Genomic DNA, 14,511 nt, shown 5'->3' with positions numbered 1-14,511 from the left:
CTTTAAATTCAATTAGTGTATCACAAAAAAATGGCACGCTTTTTGCTTATAGTAGTGTGTGCTAGGAGGTGGTTGTTCACACAGAAATGATAGGGGTTTCTGTGAAGTAGTGAGGAAGAAGGAGTTTTGCAGATGGATATTCGATTGGCACGTATAGATGATCGTTTAATCCACGGGCAGGTCGCAACAGTTTGGTCGAAGCAAACAGGTGTTGAACGTATCATTGTGATCAGCGATGTAGTTGCTCAAGATAAATTGAGAAAGTTTCTATTAAAAGAAGCTGCACCGCCGGGAATCACAGCAAATGTAATAACCGTGCAGAAAATGATTCAAATCTATCATAGTGGACTATTATCACGAGCAAAAGTGATGCTTTTATTCACCAATCCTCAAGATGTTGAAGCGGTTGTCCGCTGCGGTGTACAGTTGAAGTCGTTGAATATCGGCGGTATGAGTTTTACTGAAGGCAAATCAATGATTACCAATTTTGTTTCAGTAAATCAACAAGATATTGATTCCTTTCGTTACTTGAACAGTCAAGAAGTGGAGTTAGAGATTCGAAAAGTACCTGCTGACAGGAAAATCCTTTTGATGGAACTACTAGCGAAAATCAAAAAGGTGTAACAAAAATGGTTGTTGGAAAAGGTCAAATAATTCTGTTGTAATGGTTAGCAATTATTAATATTTTTGAATTTGTTACAACAAAAGTAAATAGGAGGTATAAATATGGTAGGGATTATCCTAGCAAGTCATGGACAATTTGCTGAAGGAATCTTACAATCCGGTTCAATGATCTTTGGCGAACAAGAAAACGTCAAAGCCGTGATTTTGAAACCAAGTGAAGGTCCAGATGACTTGAGAGCCAAATTGGAAGAAGCGGTTGCTTCTTTTGATAATCAAGACGAAGTGTTATTCTTAGTTGATTTATGGGGCGGAACACCGTTCAATCAATCAAACACATTATTCGAAGAGCACAAAGATAAATGGGCAATCGTCAGCGGTTTGAATTTGCCAATGTTGATTGAAGCCTATGCATCACGCTTTTCAATGGAATCTGCTCATGAAATTGCAGCGCATATCATTGAAACAGCAAAAGATGGTGTAAAAGTGAAACCGGAAGAATTAGAACCGGCAGAAGCACCGAAAGCAGCAGTTGAAGACGCACAACCTAAAGGAGCACTTCCAGAAGGAACTGTGGTCGGAGACGGGAAAATCAAATATGTATTAGCTCGTGTTGACTCACGTCTGTTACATGGACAAGTTGCGACAGCTTGGACAAAAGCAGTGCAACCAAACCGTATTATCGTTGTTTCAGATGCAGTATCAAAGGATGATCTGCGTAAGAGACTAATCGAACAAGCTGCTCCTCCAGGTGTAAAAGCAAATGTTATTCCTATTAGCAAAATGATCGAAGTCGCAAAAGACCCTCGTTTTGGAAATACCAAAGCATTGCTTTTATTTGAAAATCCTGAAGACGTATTGACAGCTGTTGAAGGTGGCGTGGACATCAAAGAATTAAATGTTGGATCAATGGCGCATTCAGTTGGTAAAGTCGTTGTAAGTAAAGTATTGTCTATGGGACAAGAAGATGTTGAAGCGTTTGAGAAGCTTGAACAAAAAGGTGTGAAATTCGATGTACGTAAAGTACCTAATGATTCACGCGATAACATGGATGACATTTTGAAAAAAGCAAAAGCTGAATTAGCAAAAGCGTAATAAATAATATTAAAGTTTATAGGAGGCTTATCATGTCTATTATTTCAATAATTTTAGTCGTATTAGTTGCCTTTCTAGCTGGTATGGAAGGTATTCTTGATGAATTTCAATTTCATCAACCACTAGTGGCATGTACATTGATCGGTTTAGTTACCGGTAACCTCGAAGCTGGTATCGTACTTGGCGGTACACTTCAAATGATCGCTTTAGGTTGGGCAAATATCGGTGCCGCTGTAGCACCAGATGCTGCATTAGCATCAGTAGCATCAGCAATTATTTTAGTTCTAGGTGGACAAGGTGTTAAAGGTGTTCCTTCTGCGATCGCGATTGCCGTTCCTTTGGCTGTTGCAGGGTTGTTCTTAACAATGATCGTACGTACAATCGCTGTTCCAATCGTTCATTTGATGGATGCGGCTGCTGAAGAAGGAAACATCCGTACGGTTGAAATGTGGCACATCATTGCTGTATGTTTACAAGGGGTTCGTATCGCGGTCCCAGCAGCAGCATTGCTATTTATCCCAGCACAAACTGTGCAATCATTCCTTGAATCAATGCCAGCATGGTTAACAGATGGTATGGCAATCGGTGGGGGAATGGTCGTAGCTGTAGGTTACGCTTTGGTAATCAACATGATGGCTACAAAAGAAGTATGGCCATTCTTCATTATCGGTTTTGTTGTAGCTGCAATTTCTCAATTAACATTGATTGCTCTAGGTGCTTTAGGTGTTGCATTAGCTCTTATTTACTTGAACCTTTCTAAAATGGGTGGTTCATCAAATAATGGAGGCGGAAGCAACTCTGGTGACCCTTTAGGCGACATTTTGAATGACTATTAATCTTGAAGGAGGAAAATAAAATGGCAGAAGAAAAAATCAAATTATCAAAAAAAGATCGTTTAGCTGTTGCATGGCGCTCTACCTTCATTCAAGGTTCATGGAACTACGAACGTATGCAAAACGGTGGCTGGGCATTTTCTATGATTCCAGCAATCAAAAAATTATACAAAACAAAAGAAGAACGTTCTGCAGCATTGAAACGTCACTTGGAATTCTTTAATACACACCCATACATTGCTTCTCCAATTTTAGGGGTTACATTGGCACTGGAAGAAGAACGTGCGAATGGCGCACCTGTTGATGATGTAGCGATTCAAGGGGTTAAAGTAGGTATGATGGGTCCTTTAGCTGGTGTTGGTGACCCAGTGTTCTGGTTTACAGTACGTCCAATGCTAGGTGCACTAGGTGCTTCATTAGCTATGGGAGGAAATATCCTTGGACCAATCATCTTCTTCTTAGGTTGGAACATTATTCGTTGGGCATTCATGTGGTATACACAAGAATTCGGCTACAGAGCTGGTTCTAAAATTACGGATGACCTTTCTGGCGGATTATTACAAGACGTAACAAAAGGTGCTTCTATTTTAGGGATGTTCGTATTAGCTGCCTTGGTACAAAGATGGGTATCAATCAAATTCTTACCAGTTGTATCAACTGTAAAATTAGATAAAGGTGCTTACATCGAATGGGATAAATTACCTTCAGGTGGTGAAGGAATCAAGAGCGCATTTGAACAAGTTAATAATGGCTTAGCCCTTTCTCCTGAAAAGGTAACAACGTTACAAGACAACTTAGACCAATTGATTCCTGGTTTAGCTGCATTAGGATTAACATTGTTCTGTATGTGGTTGCTTAAGAAAAAAGTTTCTCCAATCGTTATTATCCTTGGTTTATTCGTAGTCGGTGTTGTAGGACACGTCATCGGACTTTTATAATCCATAAAAATATAGCTCGGGCGTTGTCCCGAGCTTTTTTTATATAGTATACTGTGAATAAACAGATATTTGGAGGGAGACAATGGTTCAATCAATCAATACAAAAGTAGACTTAGTAATTGACGCTACTTCATTTACGGGGCTGACAGATTACGGACAAATCATGATAGGCGATAATGGCTTTGAATTTTACCATGCGCGAGATAAACGCAAATATATCCAAATTCCATGGGAAGAAGTGGATTATGTACTAGCATCGGTCATGCTAAAAGGAAAATGGATTCCTCGATATGCCATTCAAACGAAAAAAAATGGTACATACACATTTTCTTCCAAAGAACCTAAAAAAGTACTTCGTGCGATCAGAGAATATGTAGATGAAGATAGAATGGTACAATCATTGAGTTTCTTTGATGTAGTGAAACGTGGTATCCGTAGCATGTTTAAACGCAAATAAAAAATAAAGAAAACTTCTAAGGGGAGGTTTTCTTTATTTTTTACTTTGCAGAAGAAAATATGAAATAGCAGTACCAATTATTTGTCCCCTTTAAATCCCTTATGCTAAAATTGATTAGCAAAGAAGGAGGTTATATTATGAGTTGGTTATGGACATTGATTGTTGGAGCTGTGATCGGAGCGATTGCAGGTGCAATCACCAGCAAAGGAAATTCGATGGGCTGTATCACGAATATCATTGCTGGATTAGTTGGTTCAAGTATTGGACAAGCGATTTTCGGCGAATGGGGACCAGAAGCTGCAGGTATGGCACTTATTCCATCTATTTTAGGTGCAGTAATTTTGGTAGCAGTTGTCTCGTTTTTCTTTGGAAAACGGTCATAAGTTTTTTACAAAATAGTAAACTAAAAGGAGTTGCAGCGAGACTGTGACTCCTTTTTGGCTTTCTTTCTTTAAAAGAAAAAGAAGTTTTCCGGAAATTTTTATTTAACTGTCGTGTACGAAGAAAAGTTTGCTATAATAGAAAAAAGCGTGCAAAGAAAGAGGGAGTTTCATTATGATGCTACGTGTAGAAAAATTGCGCAAAAAAATGCAAGAAGAAAATTTGGATTCATTTTTGGTTACCAGTCCGTACAATCTTCGTTACTTAACGAACTTTACAGGTACGACAGGATTAGCTGTTATTACTTTGGAAAAAGCATTTTTTATTACTGATTTTCGTTATACCGAGCAAGCGGCAGCGCAGGCTCAAGGGTTTGAAATTATTAAAAATGTCGGACCTATTTTTGATGAGGTAGCAAACTTAGTACGCAAAGAAGAACTGCACTCATTAGCTTTTGAGGAAACAACAGTCTCATTTTTAGAATATTCTGTTTTAGAAGAAATCATCGATGCGGAATTAGTACCTGTTTCACAGATGATTGAAGAACTCAGAGAAGTGAAAGATGAAGAAGAAATCGCCATTATCGAAAAAGCATGTAATATTGCGGATATGGCTTATGATCACATCCTGAAAATGATCCAACCGGGCATGACTGAGATTGAAGTCGCAAATCAACTAGACTTTTATATGCGTTCTCTTGGCGCTTCAGGTGTTTCTTTTGATACGATCGTTGCTAGCGGATTGCGTTCGGCTATGCCGCATGGTGTAGCAAGCAAGAAACTCATCGAACAAGGTGACTTGATCACGTTGGATTTTGGCTGCTATTACGAAGGGTATGTTTCTGATATGACACGTACATTCGCTATTGGTGATCCTGGAGAAAAATTAAAAGAAATTTATCAAGTAGTTCTAGACGCGCAATTAGCGGTTATTGATGCTGCGAAACCAGGAGTGACTGGTGTACAATTAGACGCAGTTGCTAGAGATTATATTTCAAAACATGGTTATGGTGAAGCGTTTGGACATTCTACAGGACATGGGATTGGTCTTGAGATTCACGAAGGACCAAATGTTTCTTCTCGTGCGGAAAAGCAATTTGTACCAGGAAATGTAATTACTGACGAGCCAGGGATCTACTTACCAGGAATCGGTGGGGTACGTATTGAGGACGATTTGCTGATCACAGAAGATGGCAATCGTGTATTGACTCGTTCACCAAAAGAATTGATCATCTTATAGTCTCGTCCATAAAAGAAGTAAGCGTAAAAATCAGTGTTCACAGACTTTGTTATAGAAAATCGCTTGATTTAATGATACACTATAGAAGAACTTTTAAGCTGTAAGAGATAATAAAGTTGGATATTTTCTCCAATTCATAGCAATTTGCAGCTGATCGGCGGCAGTTTTTTACCAAATGATCATTATAGCCGCATCATAGAGAATTCGGATGTATCTCGTGCTTAGGCAAAGGGAGGAATAAATAAATGGCAGATGAAAAAAATTTGATTTTAAACGCAAACCAAGATTTGGGAGAGATTGTGATTGCTCCTGAAGTCATCGAAGTAATCATCGGGATTGCTGCTTCTAAAGTAGAAGGCGTATACGGAATGCGCGGAACTTTTGCCAGCAATGTCACTGAATTATTAGGACGAGCAGCTCACGGAAAAGGTGTTTACTTGGCAAATGAGGAAGATGGCTTGAAAGTAGATCTTTACTGCTACCTGGAATATGGTGTTTCAGTTCCTAAAGTTGCAATGGAAATGCAAGAACGGGTTAGCCAGCAAGTCCTTTTCATGACAGATATCGATCTAGCTGAAGTCAATATCCATGTAGTAGCTGTTGTTCCTGAAAAATTAGAACAACCAACAATCGAAGAACTTTTTGAAGACGAAGAGGAAGAGAATGAATAAAGAATTATCAAGACACGAGATTCGGGAGATGGCATTGCAGGCTTTATTTCCGTTAGACTTCAATGCAGACCTAACAAAAGAAGATGCGATTTTCAACGCAATCGAATTAGACCACCGCGACATGATCAATGAAGATGAATCAGAGTTTGTTCCTGTTTATCTTGATACGCTAGTTGGCGGTGTCTGTGCAAAAAAAGATGAATTGGATAAAGTGATCGAAAAACATTTGAAAAATAATTGGCATATCAATCGGATCTCAAAAATGGATTTGGTGATCTTGCGTATCGCAATTTTTGAAATGACTTATGTGACAGATGTACCAGCGGCTGTTGCTTTAAATGAAGCAATTGAGTTGGCAAAAACATTTAGTGATGACCGTTCGCGTAAATTCGTCAACGGTGTCTTATCCAATGTATTAAAAGAATTAGAAGCTGGGGCGTAAGTCCTAGCTTTTTTCTGTGAATCATCATAAACCTGTTATAAATCGGGAAAATTCTATGGTAGAATGAAAACACAAAAAATATCTGGGAGTGGTTAGATGGCAGAATTGATTAACGGAAAAGAATTAGCTGAAAAAATGCAGGCAGAGATTGCTGAAAAAATCCAAAAATTGAAAGATAATGGTATCCATCCCGGATTAGTTGTTTTATTGGTAGGGGAAAATCCAGCCAGTCAAATCTATGTAAGAAATAAAGAACGCGTAGCAAAAGAAATCGGAATCCATTCATCAGTAGAGCGTTATCCTGAGACAATTTCTGAAGACGAACTACTTGCAGAAATCGAAAAATACAATCAAGATCCTAGATTTCATGGTATATTGGTCCAATTACCATTGCCAAAGCATATAGATGAAGAAAAGATCCTGTTAGCTATCCGTCCTGAAAAAGATGTAGATGGCTTTCATCCAATGAATTTAGGCAGACTCCTTGCGGGTAAACCGGACAAGATTCCTTGTACTCCATACGGCATCATGAAAATGTTTGAAGCTTATTCTATCGATCCGACGGGTAAACGAGCAGTAGTTATCGGACGAAGCAATATCGTCGGTAAACCGATGGCTCAGCTGCTCTTGATGGCAGATGCAACTGTTACTGTTGCTCATTCTAAAACCGAAAATCTGGCTGAACTGGCACAAGAAGCAGATATTTTAGTCGTAGCAATAGGACGTGGACATTTTGTCACAAAAGAATTCGTAAAACCAGGTGCTGTAGTGATCGATGTAGGGATGAACCGTGATGCTAACGGTAAGCTGATCGGTGATGTGAAATTTGATGAAGTGGAGCCTGTTGCAGGCTGGATCACTCCTGTGCCAAAGGGTGTAGGGCCAATGACTATCACGATGCTGATGTATCAAACCGTAAAATCTGCCGAAGCTTTTGGAGCAGGTGAATAAATGGCACAAGAATATTTAACTGTCACTACATTAACGAGGTATTTGAAACGTAAATTTGATGCCGATCCTTATTTAGAACGAGTATATTTAACAGGCGAAATATCGAATTTCCGTTTACGCGCCAATGCCCATCAATATTTCAGCTTAAAAGATGATCATGCAAAAATATCTGCTATCATGTTCAAAGGTGCATTCCAAAAATTACGATTCCAGCCAAAAGAAGGAATGAAAGTCCTTGTTGTTGGGCGTATTTCACTCTATGAAGCGGGAGGTTCGTATCAAATCTATGTAGAGCACATGGAGCCTGATGGAATAGGTGCTTTATATCAAGAATTGGAAGAACGAAAAGAAAAGCTCATGAAGGAAGGCCTTTTTCAAGGTCCTAAAAAAATGTTGCCGCGTTTTCCAAAGCGAATCGCAATCCTTACCAGTCCAAGCGGAGCGGTTATCCGCGATATCATCACGACGGTAAAAAGAAGGTATCCAATTGTCCAATTGGTTTTGTTCCCAACCGTTGTACAAGGGAATCAAGCAGCGGACAATGTTGTCAAAAATATCCGACGAGTAGAAGAGATGGGCGATTTCGATACAATGATCATTGGTCGTGGGGGCGGATCAATTGAGGATTTGTGGCCGTTTAATGAAGAACGGGTTGCCCGAGCGATTTATCAAGCCAATACGCCGGTAATCTCATCTGTGGGACATGAAACAGATACCACGATCGCTGATTTAGTAGCAGATGTTCGGGCTGCTACTCCAACAGCAGCTGCAGAATTAGCTGTTCCTGTTTTGTCAGAAGAGTTGATGCGCATTCAAGAACGGCAAGCTAGATTGCAGCAGGCGTTTGTACACCAGATCCAGCGGAAACAAGAACGGTTCGAGCGTGCTCGACGTTCCTATGTCTTTCGGCAGCCTGAAAGATTGTATGAAGGTCAGACCATCAAATTAGATCAATTGAAACAGCGATTATATCAAGCTACACAGCAGATTTATCATGCAAAAGAAAAGCAAACGATCGCGTTAAGCCACCAATTGGAACAAGTGGCTCCGATTTATCGAGTCAAAGCAGCCCGCCAAGAAACTGCTTATCTAGAAAAACGTTTAGAAGAGAAAATCCAACAATATATGAAACAACAGCAGCAGCGTTTTGCTCAAGCTGTTCAATCTCTTGATTTGTTGAGTCCATTGAAAATCATGGGAAGAGGCTACAGCTATACGACGTTAAATGATCAAGTAGTAAAAAGTGTCTCCGAGATCCATCAAGGGGATTTGCTGACGATCCATTATCAAGATGGAATCGTTAAAGGACAAGTACAAGAGATAGACAAAGGAGAATAAAAATATGGAAAATCCAACTTTTGAAGAGTCACTGCAAGAATTAGAAAAAATCGTCATGCAGCTAGAACAAGGAGACGTTCCATTAGAATCAGCTCTAGATTCGTTTAAACGAGGAATGGAATTAAGCAAACATTGCCAAGATACCTTAGCTAAAGCAGAAGAAACCTTGACGAAAATGATGACAGAATCAAATGAAGAAGTTGATTTTGACGGAAACGAGGAAAGCTGAAATGAGATTAACTGACTTTTCAGCTATTCATCTACCAGCTGTAGAAAAAGAAATCTTGTCTTTTTTAGATGAACATACGACGGATAGAGCACTCTGTGATGCGATGACTTATTCAGTGAAAGCAGGTGGAAAAAGAATCCGTCCCTTATTACTTTTAACGGCTGTTGCTTCCTTTGATGAACCTATCGATGTTCCCGTCTATCAAGTAGCAGCTGCTTTAGAAATGGTTCATACGTATTCCTTGATCCACGATGATTTGCCTGCGATGGACAATGATGATCTTCGAAGGGGAAAACCTACCAATCACAAAGTATTCGGCGAAGCGTTAGCAATATTGGCCGGAGATGGTTTACTGACAGGCGCATTCCAGCTGATCAGTATGGCACACTTGGGTCATTCTCCTAAGCTTCTGTTGCTTCAGCAATTAGCTGTTTGTGCGGGGTCACAAGGTATGGTGGCTGGACAAGCTGCAGATATCGAAGGCGAATCGAAAAAGCTTTCATTAGAGGAATTAGCATTTATTCATGAAAGAAAGACAGGGCGTTTGATTCGTTATGCCTTGCTAGCTGGAGGTATATTAGCGAAGCAACCTGAAGAAATCTTATTGCTACTTCAACGATTAGCCGAACATTTAGGTTTGGCTTTCCAGATAAGAGATGATCTACTTGATGTGATTGGTACAACGAAAACATTAGGGAAAACAGCTGGTAAAGATGAACGTATGGAAAAAAACACTTACCCGCGTTTATTAGGCCTGGAAAAGACACGTGAGGCGTTGGAGATTGAGTTGTTATCCGCTAATAAGATCATAGACAAATTAGAAGAGGATGTTTTTTCTTTTGATGGCGGGCTGATGCGCCAGATGATCAAGCAATTTGATGTGGAGAAATGAGGGAAAGAATGGAAAAAGAACGCGTAGATGTATTAGCGGTCAAACAAGGATTATTTGAAACAAGAGAACAGGCCAAACGTTCAGTTATGGCTGGTTTGATTTACAACGAAAAAAACGAGCGGTTTGATAAACCGGGAGAAAAAATTCCAGTAAGTAGTGAATTAAGAGTCAAAGGTAAAAAACTTCCTTATGTTTCTCGGGGTGGATTAAAATTAGAAAAAGCGCTCAAAGCATTTGATCTATCTGTTGAAGGAAAAACATTGTTAGATATCGGTGCTTCCACTGGCGGATTTACTGATGCAGCTTTGCAAAATGGTGCAAAAATGAGTTATGCTTTAGATGTCGGTTACAATCAGCTAGCTTGGAAAATCAGACAAGATCCTAGAGTTGTCGTAATGGAAAGAGTGAATTTTCGTTATGCAAAACCCGAAGACTTTACCTTAGGAATTCCAGAAGTTGCTGTTATCGATGTTTCTTTTATTTCACTAAAACTGATGCTACCTCCATTACATGCTATTTTAAAAGAAGAGGGAGAAGTGATTGCCTTAATCAAACCTCAATTCGAAGCAGGTAGAGAAGCTGTAGGGAAAAACGGAATTGTTCGTGACGCACAGACCCATCAAAAAGTTTTAGAAGACATTTTGTCATTTGCGGCACAAGGTGGATATGATGTGCTGGAAGTAAGTTATTCTCCGATCACGGGGGGAGAAGGAAATATCGAGTTCTTGGCTCACTTGAAGAAAGTACCTGAAAGCGGCACGATCAATCCAGCTATTAATATGGCAGAAGTGGTTTCAAACGCACATGAACAATTTGACCATAAATAAATTGTAACTGTGAAAATCAAGTGAGAAGTATGCGGATTCTTCTTTATTATACCAAGGAAATAAGCTATCATTGGATAAGAAGAATAAGCTAAGGAGCGAAGACGTAATGAGAAAAAAAGATCGGCATCGTTTGATTACTCGATTGTTGAGTGAGCAAGATATCCGAAAGCAGGAAGAATTTGTTGAAATCCTGAAAAGCAAAGGAATATCTGTTACTCAAGCTACGATTTCCAGAGATATAAAGGAACTGAAACTGATTAAGGTACCAGCCTCAGATGGCGGCTACCGTTATAGTATACCAGCTGAAACAAATGAAGATGTAAATACTAAATTGGAAAAACTGTTAAAAGACGCTTTCGTAGCAGTTGACCAAATGGAAAAATTTGTTATTTTGAAAACTTTGCCGGGGAATGCTTCGGCAGCAGCGAATTTGATCGATAAGCGCTACAAGAAAGAATTATTTTCTATTATCAATGATGACGATAATGTTTTGATGATTACACGAACTGAAGACCAGGCAGTTTTACTAAAGAAAGACTTCCTGCATTACCTTTAAGTTGAGGAGCGAATGTGATGCTACAAGAAATCAGTATTACTAACTTTGCGATTATTCCGGAATTGCGGCTTTCTTTTCACGAAGGAATGACCGCGCTGACCGGAGAGACTGGTGCGGGTAAATCCATCATTATCGATGCCTTAGGTTTGTTAGCAGGAGGAAGAGGTTCAAGCGATTATATACGTCAAGGCGCAGAAAAATGCATTCTTGAAGGATTGTTTGAACTTCCGAAACAAGAAGGATTCTCTGAATTGATGGTTGAATTAGGTATCGAAACGGATGAAGACAATCTGATCGTTCGACGGGATATGTCGTTGACTGGAAAAAATGTTTGCCGAGTGAATGGTCACATCATCACGCTAGCTAATCTAAGGAAAATCGGAAGTTATTTAGTGGATATCCAAGGGCAAAACGAACATCAGGAACTGCTCCAGCCTGAATCACATCTTGCTTTATTGGATCGTTTTGGAGATGCAGCTTTCCAACAGAAGAAAAAGAGTTATCAGCAAGAATATACCTCTTATCGTGAGCTGGAAAAAAGGGTACGAAAAGTGCAGCAAAATGAAAAATCCTATGTTCAGAGAATAGATATGCTTCACTTTCAGCAAGAAGAAATAGCTGCTGCTGATTTGCAAGTCGGAGAAGAAGAGAAATTAAAAGAAGAAAGAGAAAAACTTAGCAATTATCAAAAAATTGCTGATGGATTAGCTGCAGGCTACGGAGCACTGACGAATAATGAGCAAAACAGTGTAGATGGTGTTGGCTTGGCCGTTGCAGAATTACAAGGGATCGCACATCTAGATGTGGAGTATGAAGCAATTTATGAAAATATCCAAAGTGCTTACTATTTGCTACAAGATGCAATCGGAGACATGAGTCGTCAAATCGATTTGTTGGAGTTAGATGAGAGTCGTTTAGAAGAAGTGACTCAACGTTTAGAATTAATCCGACAGTTGAAACGCAAATATGGCGAATCCATTGAGTCGATATTGGCTTACTATGACGAAATCACCGAAGAGCTAGCTTCTTCTGATTTTTCAGAAGGTCAATTGGACAAAATGAAAGAGGAACTAGAGCAAAAAGAGCTTCTACTTCAGCAACAAGCCGCAGATCTTCATGAAGCGCGTAAAAAAATCGCAAAAGAATTGGAAAAATCCATTCTGCATGAATTAAAAAGTCTGTATATGGAAAACACTGAGTTTGAAGTACGTTTCTTAAAAGAAGAAAACAGACAATTGAATCATGATGGGTTTGACCAAATCGAATTCTACATTACGACCAATCCAGGAGAGCCGCTGAAGCCTTTAGTGAAAGTCGCTTCTGGTGGCGAATTATCTCGTATGTTACTGGCTTTGAAAACTATTTTTTCTTCTGAGCAAGGTGTGACAAGTATTATCTTTGATGAAGTGGATACAGGTGTAAGTGGAAGAGTTGCACAAGCCATCGCGGATAAAATTTCTCAAATATCGAAACATTCTCAAGTTTTGTGCATTACTCATCTGCCGCAAGTCGCCGCAGTCGCTGACTATCAATATTATATCGTGAAAGCAGTGATTGATGGTCGTACGCAAACTTCTGTTTCAGAATTGAAAACAAAAGAAAGAGAAGAAGAAATTGCACGTATGCTAGCTGGAAGTGAGATTACAAAACTGACACTCGAACATGCAAAAGAACTATTGCAACTCGCAAAAAGGACCTGATCCACTGTAGTGGTTCAGGTCCTTTTTAGCAACTGATAGCTATATTTTATTTTTTACATGACACTCATGACAGCAGTCAATACAACAGACCCAATCGTTAAAATCAGCATCGTCCAAATGACAAATTTTGTTACTTTAGCAAAAGTACTTGTTTGTTTTTTTTCACGCATTGTTTTCAACCTCGTAATTAATTAGTTAATCCAAGTGTACAATCTTTTTGTCTTTTCTACAAGAGGTCTTTTTTATAAAAACTTCCCTTTTTTTAAATAATAGGTAGTTACGATACAAATAAATAATGTTAATAGAACTAGCCAGATAAACGCATCATCTCTTTCAGCAATGGGTAGCTTGATGTTCATCCCATAGATACTTCCGATGATTGTTGGTATAGTTAATATAATCGTTAAAGAAGTTAAAATTTTCATAATATTATTCAAATTATTCGATACAATTGCTGAAAAAGTCTGATTCATTTGTTCTACTAGTTTTAACTGAATGCGAGAAGTAGTCATTGCTTGCTCTGTTTCTATCAATACATCACGTAGATGGTTTTTCAACGCATGATTTTCTTGGAAAAGTTTATTTTGCGCTAATTCTTTCAATGCATCTAAATTAGCAGAAGTCGCTTCTCTGAAATAAACAAGGCTTTTTTGGATATCCATGATTTGATAAAGTTGTTTGTTTTCAGTTGATACTTGAAGTTTGGCTTCCAAAGTATCGCATTGAGATTGAAGCGTAGCTAAATAACTGTTATAAGACAGGGTAACCTGCCAGATGAATTGAAAGAAGATATTGAGATTGGGTGAAACATCGCTTTTTGGAAAGGTTTGACTAAAGACTTTCTTTAAAAATAGTGGTTCATGATTCGTAATTGTGATAAGCTTCTTTTTGGGCGTCAAAATGATAGAGAGCGGGTATGTATCCACTTGAAAATAACCGCTAGGACTTGTTTTAGCAAACGGATATTGTAACAATAATAACGCTGGTTTTGTCAACTTTGATTGATTGAATTCTTCTGTACGGGAATTTTCTGCATCGTCCAATATGGAAGTGATGTAATCTGACGGAATTTCAAATTGATGTGTCAGCTGATGAATCTCTTCTTGATTGGGACGTTCTACACAATACCAGATTGTTTGATCAGTTTCCTTTCCGGTATTACGCAGTTTTTCATTATCTAATGTAAAATATTTGATCATGATTTTCCTCCTGTTGCCTGTTTCTTTTATTATAACGGATAGGGAATTGGAATACATGGAATGTGTTTGTAAGATATAGAATATAACTGCATAAATTTAAATAAAATGAAACAGTTGTGTAAAGTATATACAGTATACTTGA

At 38.8% G+C, this 14,511-nt stretch carries 18 protein-coding genes; 16 read left to right on the top strand and 2 right to left on the bottom strand.

What is annotated here, in order from left to right; all coding sequences use genetic code 11:
• The first annotated feature begins 132 nt into the window (after nt 1-132).
• The 16 genes from AC1F25_RS06935 (at nt 133) to recN (ending at nt 13,170) form a co-directional block, all read left to right on the top strand.
• Entirely contained in the window at nt 133-624 is a 492-nt protein-coding gene (locus tag AC1F25_RS06935; protein WP_002289455.1) for a mannose/fructose/sorbose PTS transporter subunit IIB, read from the top strand.
• Between the two features lie 102 nt (nt 625-726).
• The gene (locus tag AC1F25_RS06930; protein ID WP_002289456.1) at nt 727-1,716 is read left to right on the top strand and encodes a mannose/fructose/sorbose PTS transporter subunit IIB; all 990 of its coding nucleotides are present in this window, start codon (nt 727-729) and stop codon (nt 1,714-1,716) included.
• A 32-nt stretch (nt 1,717-1,748) separates the two neighbouring features.
• Nucleotides 1,749-2,552: a PTS mannose/fructose/sorbose transporter subunit IIC gene (locus tag AC1F25_RS06925; RefSeq protein ID WP_002310261.1), complete on the top strand. Its 804-nt coding sequence runs from the start codon at nt 1,749-1,751 to the stop codon at nt 2,550-2,552.
• Nucleotides 2,553-2,572: 20 nt separating this feature from the next.
• A complete protein-coding gene (locus tag AC1F25_RS06920) occupies nt 2,573-3,487 on the top strand; it encodes a PTS system mannose/fructose/sorbose family transporter subunit IID (RefSeq protein ID WP_002310262.1) in 915 nt (304 codons plus the stop codon).
• A gap of 82 nt (nt 3,488-3,569) precedes the next feature.
• Nucleotides 3,570-3,944, top strand: coding sequence for a DUF956 family protein (locus AC1F25_RS06915; protein ID WP_002310263.1), 375 nt, complete (start codon nt 3,570-3,572; stop codon nt 3,942-3,944).
• Nucleotides 3,945-4,081: 137 nt separating this feature from the next.
• On the top strand, nt 4,082-4,327 hold the full coding sequence (locus AC1F25_RS06910; protein WP_002310264.1) for a GlsB/YeaQ/YmgE family stress response membrane protein: 246 nt from the start codon (nt 4,082-4,084) through the stop codon (nt 4,325-4,327).
• Nucleotides 4,328-4,499: 172 nt separating this feature from the next.
• Nucleotides 4,500-5,564 (top strand): M24 family metallopeptidase, encoded by a 1,065-nt coding sequence (locus tag AC1F25_RS06905; protein WP_002310265.1) that lies wholly within the window; start codon nt 4,500-4,502, stop codon nt 5,562-5,564.
• Nucleotides 5,565-5,809: 245 nt separating this feature from the next.
• On the top strand, nt 5,810-6,235 hold the full coding sequence (locus AC1F25_RS06900) for an Asp23/Gls24 family envelope stress response protein (RefSeq protein ID WP_002291889.1): 426 nt from the start codon (nt 5,810-5,812) through the stop codon (nt 6,233-6,235).
• The gene (gene nusB, locus AC1F25_RS06895) at nt 6,228-6,677 is read left to right on the top strand and encodes a transcription antitermination factor NusB (RefSeq protein WP_002286662.1); all 450 of its coding nucleotides are present in this window, start codon (nt 6,228-6,230) and stop codon (nt 6,675-6,677) included. Before AC1F25_RS06900 ends, nusB begins: the two co-directional genes overlap by 8 nt.
• A 96-nt stretch (nt 6,678-6,773) precedes the next feature.
• Nucleotides 6,774-7,628 (top strand): bifunctional methylenetetrahydrofolate dehydrogenase/methenyltetrahydrofolate cyclohydrolase, encoded by an 855-nt coding sequence (locus AC1F25_RS06890; protein WP_002310266.1) that lies wholly within the window; start codon nt 6,774-6,776, stop codon nt 7,626-7,628.
• Nucleotides 7,629-8,966, top strand: coding sequence for an exodeoxyribonuclease VII large subunit (xseA, locus tag AC1F25_RS06885; RefSeq protein ID WP_002310267.1), 1,338 nt, complete (start codon nt 7,629-7,631; stop codon nt 8,964-8,966).
• A 4-nt stretch (nt 8,967-8,970) separates the two neighbouring features.
• Nucleotides 8,971-9,195: an exodeoxyribonuclease VII small subunit gene (locus AC1F25_RS06880; protein ID WP_002286657.1), complete on the top strand. Its 225-nt coding sequence runs from the start codon at nt 8,971-8,973 to the stop codon at nt 9,193-9,195.
• A gap of 1 nt (nt 9,196) precedes the next feature.
• Nucleotides 9,197-10,087 carry a polyprenyl synthetase family protein gene (locus tag AC1F25_RS06875; protein WP_002310268.1) on the top strand — a complete coding sequence of 297 codons (891 nt, stop codon included), beginning with the start codon at nt 9,197-9,199 and terminating at the stop codon, nt 10,085-10,087.
• Between the two features lie 8 nt (nt 10,088-10,095).
• Entirely contained in the window at nt 10,096-10,914 is an 819-nt protein-coding gene (locus tag AC1F25_RS06870; RefSeq protein ID WP_002310269.1) for a TlyA family RNA methyltransferase, read from the top strand.
• 106 nt (nt 10,915-11,020) lie between these two features.
• The gene (locus AC1F25_RS06865) at nt 11,021-11,470 is read left to right on the top strand and encodes an arginine repressor (protein WP_002286653.1); all 450 of its coding nucleotides are present in this window, start codon (nt 11,021-11,023) and stop codon (nt 11,468-11,470) included.
• A gap of 17 nt (nt 11,471-11,487) precedes the next feature.
• Nucleotides 11,488-13,170, top strand: a complete 1,683-nt coding sequence (gene recN / locus AC1F25_RS06860; protein WP_002316937.1) for a DNA repair protein RecN — start codon at nt 11,488-11,490, stop codon at nt 13,168-13,170.
• Between the two features lie 53 nt (nt 13,171-13,223).
• Here recN and AC1F25_RS06855 read toward each other — a convergent pair whose 3' ends face one another.
• Nucleotides 13,224-13,340 (bottom strand): DUF4044 domain-containing protein, encoded by a 117-nt coding sequence (locus AC1F25_RS06855; RefSeq protein ID WP_002291876.1) that lies wholly within the window; start codon nt 13,338-13,340, stop codon nt 13,224-13,226.
• A gap of 72 nt (nt 13,341-13,412) precedes the next feature.
• Nucleotides 13,413-14,369, bottom strand: a complete 957-nt coding sequence (locus AC1F25_RS06850) for a magnesium transporter CorA family protein (protein WP_002310271.1) — start codon at nt 14,367-14,369, stop codon at nt 13,413-13,415.
• Between the last annotated feature and the right edge of the window lie 142 nt (nt 14,370-14,511).

Source organism: Enterococcus sp. M-BR2 (assembly GCF_056612775.1).
Note: the sequence above shows the minus strand (reverse complement) of the source record. Positions and strands in the feature narration are given on the sequence as shown.